This window comes from Pseudarthrobacter sp. S9 (assembly GCF_050156545.1).
GTDB lineage: Bacteria > Actinomycetota > Actinomycetes > Actinomycetales > Micrococcaceae > Arthrobacter.
Genome location: NZ_CP189576.1, coordinates 3,972,295 through 3,988,338, shown reverse-complemented (window position 1 = coordinate 3,988,338; position 16,044 = coordinate 3,972,295). Strand labels below are relative to the sequence as shown.

14 protein-coding genes are annotated in these 16,044 nt (G+C 65.1%); 5 read left to right on the top strand and 9 right to left on the bottom strand.

Annotation, left to right across the window (positions count from 1 at the left end; genetic code table 11):
• Positions 1-22 precede the first annotated feature (22 nt).
• Both ltrA and ACQCSY_RS19205 read right to left on the bottom strand, forming a co-directional pair.
• Positions 23-1,723 (bottom strand): group II intron reverse transcriptase/maturase, encoded by a 1,701-nt coding sequence (gene ltrA / locus ACQCSY_RS19210; protein WP_427131268.1) that lies wholly within the window; start codon positions 1,721-1,723, stop codon positions 23-25.
• Positions 1,724-2,531: 808 nt separating this feature from the next.
• A complete protein-coding gene (locus ACQCSY_RS19205) occupies positions 2,532-2,948 on the bottom strand; it encodes a winged helix-turn-helix transcriptional regulator (protein WP_427131266.1) in 417 nt (138 codons plus the stop codon).
• Between the two features lie 102 nt (positions 2,949-3,050).
• Here ACQCSY_RS19205 and ACQCSY_RS19200 point away from each other — a divergent pair, with 102 nt between their 5' ends.
• On the top strand, positions 3,051-3,929 hold the full coding sequence (locus ACQCSY_RS19200) for an SDR family oxidoreductase (protein ID WP_427131265.1): 879 nt from the start codon (positions 3,051-3,053) through the stop codon (positions 3,927-3,929).
• A gap of 351 nt (positions 3,930-4,280) precedes the next feature.
• Here the strand turns inward: ACQCSY_RS19200 and ACQCSY_RS19195 are convergent, their stop codons facing one another.
• On the bottom strand, positions 4,281-5,222 hold the full coding sequence (locus ACQCSY_RS19195; RefSeq protein ID WP_427131264.1) for a ferritin-like domain-containing protein: 942 nt from the start codon (positions 5,220-5,222) through the stop codon (positions 4,281-4,283).
• A gap of 276 nt (positions 5,223-5,498) precedes the next feature.
• On the opposite strand from ACQCSY_RS19195, the gene ACQCSY_RS19190 reads away from it, so the two are divergent.
• The gene (locus ACQCSY_RS19190; RefSeq protein WP_427131262.1) at positions 5,499-5,810 is read left to right on the top strand and encodes a Chromate resistance protein ChrB; all 312 of its coding nucleotides are present in this window, start codon (positions 5,499-5,501) and stop codon (positions 5,808-5,810) included.
• 122 nt (positions 5,811-5,932) lie between these two features.
• Here ACQCSY_RS19190 and ACQCSY_RS19185 read toward each other — a convergent pair whose 3' ends face one another.
• From ACQCSY_RS19185 to ACQCSY_RS19175, 3 genes are all read right to left on the bottom strand, one after another.
• A complete protein-coding gene (locus ACQCSY_RS19185) occupies positions 5,933-6,772 on the bottom strand; it encodes a helix-turn-helix domain-containing protein (RefSeq protein WP_427131260.1) in 840 nt (279 codons plus the stop codon).
• 62 nt (positions 6,773-6,834) lie between these two features.
• The gene (locus ACQCSY_RS19180; RefSeq protein WP_427131258.1) at positions 6,835-7,446 is read right to left on the bottom strand and encodes a recombinase family protein; all 612 of its coding nucleotides are present in this window, start codon (positions 7,444-7,446) and stop codon (positions 6,835-6,837) included.
• A gap of 202 nt (positions 7,447-7,648) precedes the next feature.
• Positions 7,649-8,272, bottom strand: a complete 624-nt coding sequence (locus tag ACQCSY_RS19175) for a helix-turn-helix domain-containing protein (protein ID WP_427131256.1) — start codon at positions 8,270-8,272, stop codon at positions 7,649-7,651.
• Between the two features lie 97 nt (positions 8,273-8,369).
• Between ACQCSY_RS19175 and ACQCSY_RS19170 the strand changes: the two genes are divergently transcribed.
• Both ACQCSY_RS19170 and ACQCSY_RS19165 read left to right on the top strand, forming a co-directional pair.
• Complete coding sequence (locus ACQCSY_RS19170) at positions 8,370-9,224, top strand: EamA family transporter (RefSeq protein ID WP_427131254.1); 855 nt, start codon at positions 8,370-8,372, stop codon at positions 9,222-9,224.
• Positions 9,225-9,537: 313 nt separating this feature from the next.
• Complete coding sequence (locus ACQCSY_RS19165; RefSeq protein WP_427131253.1) at positions 9,538-10,257, top strand: haloacid dehalogenase type II; 720 nt, start codon at positions 9,538-9,540, stop codon at positions 10,255-10,257.
• Between the two features lie 230 nt (positions 10,258-10,487).
• On the opposite strand, the gene ACQCSY_RS19160 is transcribed toward ACQCSY_RS19165, so the two are convergent.
• The gene (locus ACQCSY_RS19160) at positions 10,488-11,792 is read right to left on the bottom strand and encodes a dihydrolipoyl dehydrogenase family protein (protein WP_427131251.1); all 1,305 of its coding nucleotides are present in this window, start codon (positions 11,790-11,792) and stop codon (positions 10,488-10,490) included.
• An 879-nt stretch (positions 11,793-12,671) separates the two neighbouring features.
• The gene (locus ACQCSY_RS19155) at positions 12,672-14,192 is read right to left on the bottom strand and encodes an FAD-dependent oxidoreductase (protein ID WP_427135944.1); all 1,521 of its coding nucleotides are present in this window, start codon (positions 14,190-14,192) and stop codon (positions 12,672-12,674) included.
• 243 nt (positions 14,193-14,435) lie between these two features.
• Here ACQCSY_RS19155 and ACQCSY_RS19150 point away from each other — a divergent pair, with 243 nt between their 5' ends.
• Positions 14,436-14,606 (top strand): hypothetical protein, encoded by a 171-nt coding sequence (locus ACQCSY_RS19150; RefSeq protein WP_427131249.1) that lies wholly within the window; start codon positions 14,436-14,438, stop codon positions 14,604-14,606.
• A gap of 26 nt (positions 14,607-14,632) precedes the next feature.
• Here the strand turns inward: ACQCSY_RS19150 and ACQCSY_RS19145 are convergent, their stop codons facing one another.
• Positions 14,633-15,874, bottom strand: a complete 1,242-nt coding sequence (locus ACQCSY_RS19145; RefSeq protein WP_427131247.1) for an NAD(P)/FAD-dependent oxidoreductase — start codon at positions 15,872-15,874, stop codon at positions 14,633-14,635.
• Positions 15,875-16,044 lie beyond the last annotated feature (170 nt).

Below are 16,044 nucleotides of genomic sequence, written 5' to 3'. Positions count from 1 at the left end.
GTCATTTCTACTGGTCCTGCCATCATTGTTCGGTTTTCCGAACTTGGCAGCTGGAGTGGATGAGGTGGTGCACGGATTGACCGCCGCCATTGACTGGGCCACCCATTGTCAGGGCGTTCTTGTCTATTGCCCTGTTGATGGTTTTGGCCCATTGTTCCCACTCACGCGGGTTTTGCGGGCCATGGTCGGCGGCCAGTAAGAGATCGCTGCAGGCGGAACAACGTCCGTGCTGACGGATCAGCAAGGACGCGGTGAGTCCACCTGTCAGCGAATGCATCTTGCGTTGCCTTCCGGCCCAGTACTGGGCAAGGGAGGGATCGTCCACAGACGATGTGCCCCTGACCATGTTGTGACGGACGATCTTTGTCCAAGCGAACTGGCGCACATAGCGGCCGCTTTCGCGGTCGCCGAACACCCACTTGTCGCTTCTGGACGGGTTGAACGTGCCGAAATACTTGTCAACAACCCAGTATCTCGACTTGTTCGGATGGGCTCGCAGCGCCCACCCATAGAGATGCCGCCAGAGGTGGTGATCCACCGCTGAGAACACCTCCTTTGATACCCCGCACCGGTAGTAGGCAGACCAACCTCGAATGATCGGGTTGAGCCGCCAAATTACCGCCTCGGCGTTGGCTCCTCGCAAGGAGTACACCTCAGCGGCAATCCGCTCCCGGATCCGCTTCACCGCCGCCGCGCTGGGTTTGATCAGCAGCTTCCCGCCGCCGTAGCGGCGGATATTGAACCCCAGAAAATCGAAGCCTTGCTCCACGTGGACGATATGCGTCTTTTCCTCGTTGAACGCAAGGCCCCTCGGGGCCAACCACTGTCCCAGCCGGTGCCAAGCCCGTTCGGCCTGTTCTCTGGTGTGACACATGACGACAAAGTCGTCAGCGTAGCGCACCAGCACCGGTGTGTCCGCCCTGGTGTGCGCCCCATTTGGGGCACACCGCAGATAGCGGACACCGGCAGCTTCCTCCATCCCATGTAGCGCAATGTTCAATAGCATCGGGCTGATCACGCCGCCCTGAGGAGTTCCCTCCTTGGTCGGTGCGAACCGGCCACTCTCGACCACGCCAGCCACCAACCACTGTGCGATCATTTCCCTTGCAGGAAACGTCCCAAGATGGATCAGTAGCCGGTCATGGTCAATACGGTCGAATGCCGCCGACAGATCCGCATCGAGAACCCACTGGCGCTTGGACGTCCGTCCCTTAAGCGTCACGTAGATCGCCTCGATCGCATCATGACAGCCGCGTCCGGGCCGAAACCCATACGAACGCGGTTCGAACCGTGCCTCCCACTCAGGCTCAAGCGCATTGGCAACACGGGCTTGCTGCACCCGATCGCGCAGCACCGGAATTCCCAACGCCCGCTGTTTCCCACCCGCCTTAGGGATGTATACACGCTTGACCGGGCGGGCCTGCCAAGGAAGCGTGTCCCGGTGGAGATCCACCGCCAACGCCGCCCTGTCCGGCGAGGTCAACGCAACCTCACCATCGATACCCGCGGTCTTGCGGCCAGCGTTGCGCTGCGTCACCCGCCGCACGCTGTGAAGCGTGTTCGATCGGCTACGCAGCATCAACTTCTGCAGGTTGCGAACCTTTTTGAGGTTCCCATCCTGCGACGCCTTGAAGATTCTTCGTCGTAAACACCGTACGTCGTCCTCGACCGAACGCCACGAAACCGTGTCCCAGTCCAGGCCGTCGTCTTGCGGTCCGTTCACCTCTGGGGCGCCTAACTTGTCCGCATGTACCGATGCTGCCAACGTTCCTTCTCCAAAGACTCACCCGGCCCACGTCAGCAACCCTTACGGGTCCGGGCAAAGCCCGGTATCCGGCCAGTTATGCGACCCCACCACCGAAAGGGCGGCGGCACACGGGTTCGGTTTCCTGTTGCCTTTCGGCCACCGGCATTTGCTTCTTGAGCCATCCTGTTCCCGACGGACAACATCAGCGTTCCTTACGGTCGGCCTACCGGACCACAGGCCCGGACCCCGTCGGGGTTTCCACGTTCCACATGCGCAAGACACAACCGGTCAGGGTGCCGCTTCTACCCCGGGGCGGTGGTGTTCACACGATCGGTCAGATGCGCCCGACCGCCACCTGCTGCTTTCCAGCAGCCAGCCCTGCACCCCGGTACCACATCCATCTATCCGAGGCTCATCTTGACGAGGTGTCAACAGCGATTCACTCACGTTCACCCATCCGGTCTTCCCCTCACCTGCGGCTCTTGGATGGAACAACAACCGCTTCGGCTTTTCCCCGAGCTTCACACCCCACCGTTACCAGCAACGCATGTCAAGGAGGGGACAGGCATCGAACACACGCCCGAGATCACGTCATCGACAAACATCGCCGATCCTTCCTTCCAACGCGTCCACTTACTGCATGCGACTTCGTGTCGCACCATCTACGAGATGCCTCTCTTTTCGGTAAAAAGGTGTTCTAGACAAACCCCATTTTCCTTGAAAAGACAGGCATTCTCGGTTTAAACCGCCGACAGCTCCCCGATCAGCATCGGTGGATCAAGGCTTAGGCAGGAGCCCCTTGCGTGTCCGGCCGGGAATCCACGGCAGGCTGGTCATTGAGGATTTCGGCCGCGTGCTCGGCTATCCAGTCCACCATTGGCTTCAGTAGTGCCACAAGGTCGCAGCCGCGGCTGGTGAGGCTGTAGTCGACCCTGGGCGGAATGACGGGCTGGGCATCGCGGTGGATGAACCCGTCCCCTTCGAGCGTTTTGAGGGTTTGGGCCAGCATCTTCTCGCTGATGCCATCCGCCCGGCGGCGCAGTTGGCTCCAGCGCTGCGTGCCCTCTGCCAGGGCGACCAGGATCAGCACACCCCACTTGCTGGAGACGTGGTCAAGCACGGTCCGGCTGGGACAACCGGCCGGAAACACCCCGTCCAGTATGGGGACGAGCGGCTGGCTGGGCGGGGTACTTACTTTCATGTACGTACCTTACCTAAAAGTGCGTACTCTCTTCTGGGAAGCAATCCGGAAGATGTTCGGTTGGCACGGGTGACAGCAATTCCCTTGGTGAAAGGAACCATCATGACCATCGTCATCACCGGCGCAACCGGCCAGCTCGGCCGCCTTGTCGTCGAAGCACTCCTCGAGAACAACGTTTCTGCAGGGCAGATCGTGGCCGGTGGCCGGGATCTGGCCAAGCTCGGCGACCTCGCCGGCCGCGGCGTCCAGGTCCGCGCGATCGACTACAACAACCCCGCTTCCCTGCGCGAGGCGTTTGCCGGTGCCGAGAAGGTGCTGCTGGTCTCCGGCAGCGAGGTCGGCCAGCGGCTCCAGCAGCACCGGAACGCTATCGAGGCCGCCAGGGAGGCCGACGTCGGGCTTATCGCCTACACCAGTATCGCCAACGCAGACAACACCGGCATGGCACTCGCCGCCGAACACCAGGCGACGGAAGAGGCCCTGCGCGAGTCCGGTGTGCCGTTCGTCCTGCTGCGCAACAGTTGGTACGTGGAGAACTACACCGACCAGCTTGGCTCCTTCCTCCAGCACGGTGCCGTATTCGGCAGCGCCGGTGACGGGCGGGTCAGCGCCGCCACCCGTGCCGACTACGCCCAGGCCGCAGCAGCCGTCCTGGTCAGGGAGGGCCAGGCCGGGAAGGTGTACGAGCTCGGTGGCGACCAGCCGTTCACCCTCGGCGAGCTGGCCGAGAAGGTCAGTGCCGCCACGGGCCAGCCGGTGGTCTACCGGGATCTGCCGGCTGAGGAATACACGCGGGTGCTCGTGGGAGCCGGGCTGCCGGAGCCCTACGCCCAGATCCTGGCCGACAGCGATCTCGGCATCGCCCGCGGCGATCTGCTTGTCACCAGCGGTGACCTCAGCACCCTCATCGGCCGGCCCGCAACGCCGATGCACGAGGCCGTGCGGGCAGCAGCCGGCGCCCTCTCCGGCCTGAAGGCCTAGCACGGGAGATTGCGCTGGCCTCCTCCCAGCTGGGAGGAGGCCAGCGCAATAGGCGCTGTGTTCCGTTGCGGGTTAACCAGCCCCGCTTTTGATGCAGGAACCGTTGCCGGCTCATCGGATTCATAGGAAGCCTCAATGGCCGCCTACATCCTTGGTCATAGGACAGCCCGTCGCCGTGGCGCTGACGAACATTCTCGTCTGCCTGCTGGCCAACGTCCTCGTGGCGTCCGGCGGCCTTGAACGATGCCACCAACGTCACGGCAGGGTGGCCTTGTCCGAGGGAGAGTCCGATGGCCCCGGCGCGTGCCCGCGCAGGACCACCGGGCCGTCTACCGGTGTTTTGTTGTGGTGTTATGAGCTGGCGGCGCTGGTGTTGATGTCGCCGTTGACGCCCTTGGGGAAGAACCCGCCCTCGCGTGCTGCCTTGGGGGTCAGGTAGGCGATATTCAGGACCTGTCCGGCGCTGCGGCTGAAGGCGATGCCGTTCCCGTCCGTGGGGACGAGGTTGGCGGTGTCTTTGGTGCCGATGCCCTGGTCGAGGTCGGTGGACCCGTCGAGGCTGTCCCGGGCATCGGAGATGGCCTGGGCGGGCATCTGCAGATCGCGCGCGTACAGGGTGGTGCGGATGATGCCGGCGTGGTAGGCCTCGACAGCGAGGATACCGGCGGCGGCTTCGAGGTAGGTTTTGTTATCGATCAGCGGGGCCGCGCCCTTGTAGGCGGTGACGCCGACGTCCTCGAAAATGAAGGCGCCCAGGAGAAAGCTGGTTTCATCCGCGAACGGATTGAACGTCTGGCCGGCCTTGATCAGGCCCGCGGCCCGTGCGGCGGCGGTGAAGCTGGCCTCCAGATCAATCTGGGGCCGGGAAACAGCGGCGCTTCCCAGCGCGGCACGGAGGAACTTGACGTGGGATTCCTCGTCGGCGGCGATTTCCTTGGCATATTTTTCGATCAGGCTGCCGGACTTGAAGGGTACCTTCGCGCCGCCGGTGACCCCGCCCTTGCGTCCCTTGCCGTCCGTGAGCGCGTCGTTCAGGCCGCGGCCCGTGACAGCACGCAGATAGAATTCCGCTTCGAGGTACTCCAGGTTGAGGGCGAAGTTCAGGATCGCCCCGTCGCTGGGTGCGCCGGCCGGTTTCTCTGCGTCCCTGGACGCTTGGGCCGGTGAGCTCGCGAGCAGGGCCGCGGCGCCGCCGATTCCTGCGATCCCGGCGGCCCGGAAGAGGATGCGCCGGTCCACCGGGCCTTCGGCGCTGCGGCTCAGTGCTTCGGTAATGAATTTCTGGTCGAACATGGTTGTGCTCCTGTCATGAGTGTTTTTTGAGACCATGACGTTCCGGACAGTACTCCCGCCGGGTCTCCAGCCGGGAGAGCCAGCCCAAACTGCTAGGTACAGGCCTGCCCACGATGGCGACACTGAAGATTCGTTGTAATACGGGTCACGGATGGGTCGCAGGAGAAAAAATTTCGCGCCCTTCGCGGACGTTGCCGGCAACCGCCCTGTAGCCCGGGCGTTCATCCCGTCGTCCGGGTCGCTCCAACGCCTGGGCTGGGAATCGAAACGAACGGGATGCGGGCCGGCCCAGGATCGTGTCAGCCCCGGTACCTGTTGGACGAATTCTGCCGAACGTACGATGCCGCACACCTGCACAGAATGGAATCTGTGCCGACAGCCTCCGGCCACCGTCACGGCACTCGACGCTTACGCGTGGATCCAAGGTGCAGGATTAGCGGCATAGATCAACGCCGCTGGTACCGCGAACTGAAATCCCGGAATGTCCTGCACTTGCCCCACGCCGAGGAGGCTGCTGTCCGCCTCTCCCGGTGCAGCAAAACGCTGGACGACTATGCCGCCCGCGTTTATGGTGTGGTTCTGCCCTAGCCAACCGGCCCACCGGTCGATGTGGGTGAGCCCGGGGCTCAGGCACCCGTGATGACCCGCCGGGAAAGCCCAAGCTTTAACTCGATCTTCCCTCGTCAAGATCGGCCGGTCCTGAAGAGTTTTCACAAGTGCCCCCAACATGTTGTCCCGCACGTCCCGGCAGCGCCGGGGAATCGGCAGGGGTGTCGCGGGGCGGTGCTGGTGCGATCGTGACTGCCGACGCGGCCACCGGGACCGGGATGTGATTCGCGGGGGCCGCGGCCGGCGTTGTCACTTCTCCGGCAAGGAAAACCGCAGGTCCGGAGGCTACCTTTACCCCGTGGCAGTGTTTCCCACGGTGACACTGCACACGTCATTCCCCTCCAGAATGATGGTGCACTATCCGGGGTCGGCGGCCGCCTCACAGTGGCGCCGACCCCGGGGTGGCTCGGAAAACCTGCGCGGGAGTAGTCGTCCATGATCGTGGTAAGCCACGGGCGCCCGGGCTTCAGGTTTGCGTCCAGGACGAGGATGTCCAGTTCGGTGTGGTCGGCCTGCCAGATCATGTTCGGTCGCTCGGCCCGGTGCCGCCAGGCCAGCTCATAGGTGTCACGGTAAACGGCCGTTCCCTGTTGGGCGAGCGTCCTCATGCCGGGGTCAAGACCCGTGGTAATGGAGCGGACCGTGCTGTACGAGAGCGGCGCCCAGTCGTGGTCGGCGGCGACTCGGTTGGCTTTGCGGGCGATGGCGGTTATGGGCAGGGGCGGTTTCACCAATGCCAGGCCTTCGACGAGTGCGACCAGCTCGGGAGTGCTTCTGCGCCCGGTGGTTCCGCGGTTTGCTGTGGACAGTCCGGCGATGCCGTCGCGTTTGTGGGCCGCGTGCCAGCGTTGCAGTGTCCGCAGTCCTATCCCTTCATGTGCGGCGAGGGTCGTCAGCGGCACGCCGTTTTCGATATGCCGGCGCAGGATCTGCCAGCGCATCAACGCTGTCTGGTCAGGCGCGGAGGCAGCATCTCCCGTCAGGGTAGTGCTGCCTCCGGCCGTCACCGGGCTGTTTTCTGTGTTGCCGTTGACCTCCGCCGCGGCGCAGCGGGGGCCGGTTCGCGCCGGAGTGCCCGGTAGACGGTGGTGCGGCTGACGCCGAGGACCTCACCGATTTTCTCGACGGTCATGTCCTTCTGCTCATACATCCGGCGGGCGGTCCGGAGCTTGTCTTTGGTCAGCAAGGGTGGCCGGCCACCAACGCGCCCGCGCGCCCGTGCCGCCTGAAGGCCTGCGTTGGTCCGTTCACGGATCAGGTCGCGTTCGAACTCCGCCAATGCCGCGAAAACGTGAAAGACCAGCCGTCCGCCCGAGGAAGTGGTGTCGATGGCTTCCTGAAGGGAGCGGAACCCGATGCCGCGTTCCTGGAGATTGGCCAGCTGGTCGATGAGGTGCCGGATGGACCGGCCGAGCCGGTCCAGCCGCCACACGACCAGCGTGTCCCCGGGCCGCAGCTGATCCAGAACCTTCGTCAGTTCCGGCCGGGACTCCCGGGAACCGGAGGCCGTGTCGGTGAAGATGCGATAGCAGCCGGCCGCCTTCAACGCGTCCTGCTGCAGGGCCGCGTCCTGATCCCCGGTCGATACCCGGGCGTAGCCCAACAGATGTTCCATGCGTCAAAATGTACCGATACCCGTCAATCACCTGAAGAACCGGCACATAGAATCCGGCACTGGGTTTCGCTACAAAATCCGGGGGTGCATTGAATCTCTTCACCGAGTTGGCTGGTTTGTAGCAGATACGGTCGTTTTGCGATCGCTGGCCAGGGGCACATGGTGTCGGTTCTTGGGCCGTCCTGGCGCGCCTGGTTGTGATCTACGGGCCCTCTGGTTCTTTTCCCGTGGGTTCCCGAAGGATTGGTTCCAGGACGACGAGCGTGAACCGGGCGGTGACTGGGGCCGATGTCTGCTTATTGTCGGATTGGCTCCAGGCGTAGGTGTGCGGGAGGGTTCCGGTGAATGAAGCGGAGTCCCCGGTGTTCAGGATTTCGGTGTGGTCCCCGACGGTCAGCCGTACTGCGCCCTCACGGACTTGGATGAGTTCGCGGGTTCCGGGCGTGTGCGGTCCGCCGTCATAACTGTCGCCGGGTTCGAGGGTCCAGTCCCACAGTTCCACGACGTTCGGCGGAGCGGTTCCGGCGACCAGTTGGGCGTGGCCTCCGGCCTGTCCTTGCCAGAGAACCGGAGCGTGGCGATCCCGGGTGACTTCCAGGGTGGGTTCGTTCGTGATGGCCATGAGCTGGGGTAGACCGAGGCCCAGGGCATCGGAGAGGGCGAGAAGTGATGCAATGGTGGGGTTGGATTGTCCCTGCTCGACCTGCACCAGCATGCGGCGGCTCACGCCGGCCCGCTCCGCGAGACGGTCAAGATTCCAACCCTGGGCCAGGCGTGCATTCCGCACGGCCTTCCCTATTGCTGCCGTCATGTCTTCGAGGTCCATGCCCTCATGCTAACCTTCCAATAGTGCATTAAAATGCACTATTGGCTTCCCTGGGGTCGCACCGAAGTGCGATCCGGGTACTGGATTGGATATCTCAATGGGTATTGCTCTCTCATTGGCGGCATCGCTTCTGTGGGGCACCGCCGACTTCCTCGCCGGGAAGGCCTCGCGCCGTCTGCCGCTGCTGACAGTCATGCTGTTCAGTCAGCTGGCCGGTCTCCTTGGGCTGGTGCTCGTTGCGGCCTTCAGCCGGCACCTTGATCTCGGAGCCGTCGGCTGGGGAATCGCCGCCGGCGTCACGAGCCTGGGCAGCCTGGCCTGCTTCTATCGGGCCCTCGCAGTCGGGACGATGAGCATCGTCGCCCCGATTGTCGCCACGTCCGCCGCTGTTCCTGTTATCGGGGGATTTGTCGTCGGCGAACGCCCCGGGCCGGTGGCCGTCGGCGGGATCGTCCTCGCTCTGGTCGGGGTGGTGCTGGCAAGCCGCCAAAGGACCCGTGCGCCGATCCGGGACCATCGTCTGAGCATGGGGCTGGCCGTCGCCGCGGCCTTCTTCCTCGGCCTCCAGCTGGTCTTCCTCCATCAAGCAGGCCAAATCGATGCCCTTACAGGGGTTTCCGCCAGCAGACTCACCAGCGTTGCGGTTTTCGCCCTGTTCGCCGTGGTCCTCCGGCCGGCGGTATCAATCCGTCAGCTGCCCGGAGTTGCCCTCATCGGCGTGCTCGATACCGCAGCCAACCTCGCGTTTACCCTCGCCACGCTCAACGGGGCACTCTCCTCCGTCGCCATCCTCAGCAGCCTTTATCCCCTGGTCACGGTAGGGCTTGCCTATGTCCAGCTTCACGAACGTCTCTCCCGCACTCAACTCGCCGGCGTAGCTGCGGCCATCACCGCAGCGGGCGAGTACAGCGACACGCGTTCATGGTGGTGGCTCTGCGGGACAGCCGGCTAAACCGGCTTCGGCTCTCACCGCGTCAGTCGTCCGCTGCACTGGCATCCGGGGCGCCGGACCGACCGCTGAAATTCGCACCGGCAACGGCAACGATCATGGGCCCGGACCCACTGATCCGACAACCCGGTCCTAACCACCGGTGTCGCCCGGCTCTCCGGCTGCGCCGCCTCAGACGCACACGTAGAGATCCGCTCGGGACTGCGGCAGAACACCGAACCGCGGAGCCCCGGCCGCCGGGCCCATCACAATCCTCCTGATTCCTGCATTTCGGGCAATCATTGTCCTTAGTACTTACCGCCACGAAGGAGAACCCATGAAGGCCACCCCGTCCGTCATCGTGTTCGACGTCAACGAAACCCTCTCGGACATGTCCCCGATGGGGGCGCGGTTCGCCGACGTCGGCGCCCCCGCGCCGCTGGCGAAACTCTGGTTCGCGACCCTGCTGCGGGACGGCTTCGCCCTGACCGCCGCCGGGGACAACGGCCGGTTCGCCGACATCGGGGCCGACATCCTCCGAGGGATCCTCGCAGGGGTGGACCTGGACCGTGACATGGACCAGGCGGTCGGGCACGTAATGGAAGGTATGGGCTCGCTCGGGCTGCACCCGGACGTGCCGGACGGAATCAGGGCGCTCAAGACGGCCGGGTACCGGCTGGTCACCCTGACCAACGGCTCCACCGAGGTCGGCGAACGGCTCTTCACCCCGGCCGGGATACGGCCGGAATTCGAGCGGCTGCTCTCCGTCGAAGACGCCCCCGCCTGGAAACCCGCCCGCGCCGCCTATGACTACGCGGCCTCCGCCTGCGGCGTCCCGCCGGAACAGATGCTGCTGGTCGCCGTTCACCCGTGGGACATCCACGGCGCCGCCCGCGCAGGCCTGAGAACCGCCTGGATCAACCGGACCGGCGGAACCTATCCCGCCCACTTCACCGCGCCGGACTACACTCTCGCCAACCTGGCCGCCCTGGCCGGGACCATCGGCCCGGCAGAAACCCAGGGCGCCGCCGGACAGCTCCCACCGCCACCCCTTTGACCTGCAAAGGCCCGGCAACATCCTCGACCTGACAGGGGCGGCGGGACGATCAAGCGGCCACCCCCACGCAACGGACCGGTGACAGCGGCCTGTCCCTCCCGGCCCGGCTGAGGCCGACGGCGCCGAAACCATCCTCGTCCACAGCTTTTTGGCTGCTCTTCCCCGCAGCCTGGCCGATCGGTGCGGTGTGGGCCGTGGTGGTGGTTGTCGGCGCCCTTCAGCGGATCAGATCATTCCGGGTACCGGCGGCTGCGCTGACCCGGTGCCCGGTCCAGCCACTGCCGGCGCAGAAAAGCCAGGATGTTCATCGCCGCAGCGGTCCGCGGGGATCCCAGCCGTTCCCTGACGTCGGCGATCGCGGCGTTCCACACCCCGTCCGAATAGGTCGGGTAGGGGTGGGTGGTCCCTGCGAGGTCGGAGGTCGTGAGGCCTTTCCGCACGGCCAGGGTCACTTCGGCCAGGGATTCCCCGGCCCGGGGCCCGACGATGGTGCCGCCCAGGATCCTGCCGCGCCGGTCCACGGTCAGCCGGGTGAAACCGGCAGTGTTGTTCTCCGTGACCGCCCGGTCAACATGGATGTGGCGGACGGTCCGGGACAGAACATTGGGCGTGCCGCCGGTGGCGGACGGTCCGACGGCGGCAAGTTCCGGGGACGTGTACGTCACCCGCGGGACCGTTGCGTTGACCCTGCGGGAGAGGCCCAGCACGGCGTTGGTGGCGGCCACGCTGGCGTGGACCCCGGCAAGGTGCGTGAACCGGGGGTTCTGGGTGACGTCTCCGGCGGCCCAGATTACAGGGCTGGTGGTCCGCATTCTGTCATCGGTCACCACTTGACCGTGCTCGTCCAGGCGGACCCCGATCCGGTCCAGGCCCAGCCCTGCGGTGCGGGGTCCGCGGCCGGCGGCGAGGAGGAGGATGTCCGCCTCAACCGCGGAGCCGTCCCCCAGATGGACCCGGGACCCCCCGCCGGCCGGGGTGATCCGTTCCACGGTTGCGTGGGCACGGATACTGACGCCGTCGCTTTGCAGGCTTTCCCGGACGATGCCGGCCGCTTCCGGGTCTTCCTTGGGAAGCATCCGTGAGCGGATGATCAGGGTCACCGCCGATCCGAGACGGGCAAAGGCCTGCCCCAGTTCGCACGCGACCGGGCCGCCGCCGATGACGGCCAGCCGGGCAGGAAGATCCGGGAGGTCCCAGATCGTTTCCGAGGTCACCACCGTTGCCTGCCCGAGGCCGGGAATCCGCGGGGACACCGGTCCGGCGCCGGTCGCGATAAGTGCCTGCCTGTACCGCAGCGTCCTGCCGCCGACATCCACCGTCCCCGGGCCCGTGAACCGGGCGGCGCCCTTGATGACCTGCACCCCGGCGGGTTTCTGCGATGACCAGCCCGAGGTTGTCTTTATATCGTTCTGCCAGCCGCCGCGAGCAGGCGTTGCTATGTTCTCTCCGAATGCTCCGATGACGTGCTGCATGGCCGCTATGTCGTCCAGGGACAGACTGCCGTCCACCAGCGGCGGATTGTCCGCGGCTACCACGCAGACAAATTCGTCACGGAAAAGTCTCTGTCTATTCCCCGGTACGGCATTACCGGTGCGGGAAATGATGATGTCCCGTCGCAGAAGGGTCGCCGGTGTCACCGTGGATCCGGACGGCATGGAATCAAATACGCCAAAATGCCCTGTCCATGATTCTGGAGGCAAACGCGACGTGGACAGTCCCTTCGTCGTCCAACTTTGCGGCGAGTAAGTCATCGAAATAGGTGCCGACGTTCTAGCCATCCTTACCGGGAATCTGCCAGGCCGACCAGTCCTCCAAAAGGCTTATGCACGGTTTTCCCAGAACAACCCTCAATTCATCAGCGTTACCGCGCAGAGAGCCGTCAGCTACTGGTTGGATGACTACCGCGACGAAATTTCCAGAGATGAGTATCCACAGTTGATGGCGCTGTAAGCCTTTGCTCTCTTGTCCGCTTAACCGCCTCCTGGCTGGTTCCATGGCCTACTGGAGGACGCCAGTCACTGGGTCACGTCGGAGTTCGCTGACCGTGGCTTCACCCGCCGGTTCTTTGCGGTGTCGCTGCTGCGCTGCGCTGCGCTGCGCTGCGCTGTACGTCCTGTCGTTGTGGATTCACAGCGCCCAGATGGACGTACCGGTTCTCTCGGAGGCCACGCGTGCCGGCGCGAAGACGAGAAGCTTGGATGTCCTGCTCCAATCTTCCGTATGCGTGATGATCAGCTTCTACGGCTTCCTCGGCGCGGCCGGCATGGGGAGCTTTCACGAACTTGCTGGCTCTGCTGTTGGTCGGCGTCACCGCACGGCGCTCGGATAGCCGCAGTTCGAGGTCTGTCCGATACGCCCCCTGTGCCGACCGTAGACCCGAAAACGTGAAACGCAAGGCTATTTACTGGCAAGCCCTATCGGCCGCCGGTTCCCTTCTTCCAGGTCGGCGACTTCGGAAGATTGTGCGTTGCCGGCCCCTCCAGCAGTTTGCCGTCCGTTCCGAAGCGGGAGCCGTGGAGGGGGCAGTCCCAGGATTTCTCGGCATCGTTCCAGGTCAAGAGCCCGCCCAGATGCGTGCAGCTCGCCGAGAGCAGGCACACCTTGCCATCCACGGTGGAGACAGCTGCCGGTTTTCCGCGGTATCGGCCCACAACACCCTCACCCTCGGCAGGGCGGGTTTCATCGGTGATCTCGGGCCCGTTCTTGAGCCTGTTGTTGTCTTCGATGATCCGGCGCGCGACCCCGGCGTTGAAACGCACAGAGGCGGCCACCCCTCGCGGTGACGTCACCCGGTGGTGAATCGTGGTGGCCCATGCCGGCTGCCCGCCCAGAATTTCTGCAGAGACTGACAGGGCCGCTGCAACTGCGTTGGTCATCCCCCACTTGTTGTAGCCCGTGGCGAAGAGAATCCTGCCCTTGCCACGCGGCAGCTGTCCGAAGAACGGCATGAGGTTGGTGGCCTGGTAGTCCTGGGCGGACCACGTGTGTCCCACCTGTGCGCCGGGGTAGTTTGCGGTAGCCCAGGCCAGCAGCTCGTCCAGATGCTGCTTGGGCGATGCAGCCCTGCCTCCCTGGTGCCCGTAGCCGCCGACAAGGAGCAGCTCCCCGTCCGTGGCCGGGTATCCGCGCTGGGAACGCGTGGGCGCATCGATCGACAGGTACATGCTCGACGGCGGGGCCGCACCGTCAGGCAGGCGGAGAGCGGCTGCATAGGAACGATTCGGCACCACCTTGGCAAAGTAGAGGCCACGGTCCAATATGGGAGCACCCGTGGCCAGAACCACGGTCTCGGCGGTGATTCCGCCGCGACGTGTGGCCACCTCAAGGGGCTTCCCGGAGACCACATTCTGTACATGCACGCCCTCAACGACGCTTCCTTTGAGCTCCTGAATCTCCTTGGCAAGGGCATCGAGCACGTCCATTGGATGGAACTGCGCCTGGTTCTCCAGCTCAAGCGATTCGACAACGGGAAACGGCAGCCCATTATCGCGACCGAAGTGGACATCCAGGCCCGCGTCCCGCGATACCGCAGCTTCCTGGCGCAGCCGGCGTCCGCCCTCTTCGGACGTCGCGAAGGTACAGGCTGTTCTGTATTGGACGGGTACGCCGTGCGTCTGGAGATGGTCGAGCAGCCACGCCTGGCCGGCACGGTTGGCGTCAACGTATGCTTTCACCAATTTGAGCGAGTATTGGCTGCGAAGAGCCGAGAGCATCCCGCCCTGGAGCAGGCTCAGTTTGCCCGTGGTGTTGCCCGTGGCCACCGCCCCGATGGTCCGGGCTTCCAGAACCACCACCCGCTGCCCGGCCCTGGCCACAAGCACCGCAGTCACCAGACCCGTCAGGCCTGCTCCGACAACCACTACGTCGGCGTGCCCTTGCACTTCAAATTCGTCGGACGTGAAGCCCGATTGCCGATCCAACCACAGCGACTTCATCGAAACCACGAGCCTCTCGTTTGCAGGGTCAGTGCGGAGTTCTGCCACGTCTTGAAGCAAACGGTAGGACTGCCGGCTGCACGAATCAAGCACTTCTCGGTGCGACGGCACCGTCATGGCGGCAGCGCCAGCCCGATTCCTGCGCTTGTGCGCCTCGGGCCGTCACGTTCCGATCATGGCGCACCATCCTTGGGATGCCCGTTGGGCAGCCGCCCCTCATCGCTGGTCGCCGGGGTCAGTGAGGTGTCTGTAGATCGTGGCCCGGCGGATGCGGGCGAAGGCGGCCGGGCGGAGCTGGCAGCAGCGGATCCCGGGCAGGACGAGGTGCGGGAGGCATCCGATGCCCTGGTGGCAGGGGCCGGGACCGAGCGGGAACTGACCCGGCTGAAATCCCGGCTGGAGCGGGACGGCTGAGCAATTCGCTCGCGGGCCGGCAGGGGTTACTCGGGCCTGCCGACCACCACCTGCGCCGGGCTGTGCGTGACATAGCCGATGGCCCAGGAGAAGAGGGCGCGGACCTTCTGCTGGAATCCGGGAAGCAGTGCCAGGTGCACGCCCAGCCAGGAGACGAAGGCCAACGGGCCCTGCAGCTGGACGCGTCTGCGGCCGATTTCGGCGACCGCGGCGCCGCGGCCTACCATCGCCATGTAGCCCTTGTCCCAGTATCCGAACGGCTGGCGGGTGCCGCCGGTGAGGTCGGCGTAGATGTTGCGGGCGGCCCATTTGCCGGACTGCTGGGCGACCGAGCCGAGCTGAGGCAGTTTGGCGCCGGTCGAATCGGTCATGTTGGCCGCATCGCCGAGGACGTAGACGCCCTCGGCATCCGGTGCGGTCAGGTCCGGCCGCACGTCGATGCGCCCGCCCCGCCCCTGGGTCAGGCCGGACTCGGCGATGACCTTTCCGGCTTTCAGGCCGCCGGCCCACACCACGATCCGGCCGGGAATGACGGTCCCGTCCGCCAGCGTCACGCCGTCGGCGCGGACACCGGTCACGCCGACGCCCAGATGAAGCTGCACCCCGAGCTTCCCGAGCCGGTTCCTGGTGTATTCCTGCGACTTGGGCGAGAACGCGTTGAGCACGTTCGGGACCATATCCACCAGGTGGACGCGGCACCTGGCCGCGAGCACCGGGGAAAAATACTTGGGCACCACGTACTTGACGTTCTCGGCGAGGGCACCGGCCGTCTCGACTCCGGTCGGGCCGGCGCCGATGACGACGACGTCCACGCTGCCGGCCGGCTCGCGGTCCGCCTCGTCCAGCAAGTGGGTCAGTCCAGTGCCCAGGCGGGTGGCGTCGGTGACGGAGTAGAGCGGGTAGGCGTACTCGTCCGCGCCGGGCGTGTTGAAGAAGTTCGGGACGGCGCCGGCGGCAATGACCAGGATCCGGGCCCGGTAGGTGCTGCCGTCGGCCGTGGTGACGGTGCGGGTCGCGGAGTCGATCGCCGTCACCTCCGCGGTGAGGACACGCACGCCCCTGATGCGGCGGAACACGGATCGCAGCGGCCGTGCAATGGCCGATACCCCGATCTGCGCCGTCGCCACCTGGTACAGGAGGGGCTGGAACTGGTGGTAGTTGTTCGCGTCGATGAGCAGTACGCGAATGCCCTTGAGGCCGAGTTCCTTGGCGGCGGTCATGCCGGCGAACCCACCGCCGACCACGATGACCTGGTACGTATCGTCCATTCGAGCAACATACCGTGTCGGGCTGGGGCGCAACAGGGTTACATAAGGCGGTCGCGAGCCGAGCCCTGACCGGGCTTCCGACGACGCGTCGAAACGGCACAACTGAGTACGCATGACGTTTTCGGTCCAGGTCTCCCGGCGTGCTAACCCTGTCAGCCTGGACCGAACGT

Bases quoted from the DNA above. Each gene is read 5' to 3' on its own strand.
- ACQCSY_RS19205 (WP_427131266.1), bottom strand. From the start codon at position 2,948: ATGAAAGTAAGTACCCCGCCCAGCCAGCCGCTCGTCCCCATACTGGAC.
- ACQCSY_RS19200 (WP_427131265.1), top strand. From the start codon at position 3,051: ATGACCATCGTCATCACCGGCGCAACCGGCCAGCTCGGCCGCCTTGTC.
- ACQCSY_RS19195 (WP_427131264.1), bottom strand. From the start codon at position 5,222: ATGTTCGACCAGAAATTCATTACCGAAGCACTGAGCCGCAGCGCCGAA.
- ACQCSY_RS19190 (WP_427131262.1), top strand. From the start codon at position 5,499: ATGCGGGCCGGCCCAGGATCGTGTCAGCCCCGGTACCTGTTGGACGAA.
- ACQCSY_RS19185 (WP_427131260.1), bottom strand. From the start codon at position 6,772: ATGCGCTGGCAGATCCTGCGCCGGCATATCGAAAACGGCGTGCCGCTG.
- ACQCSY_RS19180 (WP_427131258.1), bottom strand. From the start codon at position 7,446: ATGGAACATCTGTTGGGCTACGCCCGGGTATCGACCGGGGATCAGGAC.
- ACQCSY_RS19175 (WP_427131256.1), bottom strand. From the start codon at position 8,272: ATGGACCTCGAAGACATGACGGCAGCAATAGGGAAGGCCGTGCGGAAT.
- ACQCSY_RS19170 (WP_427131254.1), top strand. From the start codon at position 8,370: ATGGGTATTGCTCTCTCATTGGCGGCATCGCTTCTGTGGGGCACCGCC.
- ACQCSY_RS19165 (WP_427131253.1), top strand. From the start codon at position 9,538: ATGAAGGCCACCCCGTCCGTCATCGTGTTCGACGTCAACGAAACCCTC.
- ACQCSY_RS19155 (WP_427135944.1), bottom strand. From the start codon at position 14,192: ATGAAGTCGCTGTGGTTGGATCGGCAATCGGGCTTCACGTCCGACGAA.
- ACQCSY_RS19145 (WP_427131247.1), bottom strand. From the start codon at position 15,874: ATGGACGATACGTACCAGGTCATCGTGGTCGGCGGTGGGTTCGCCGGC.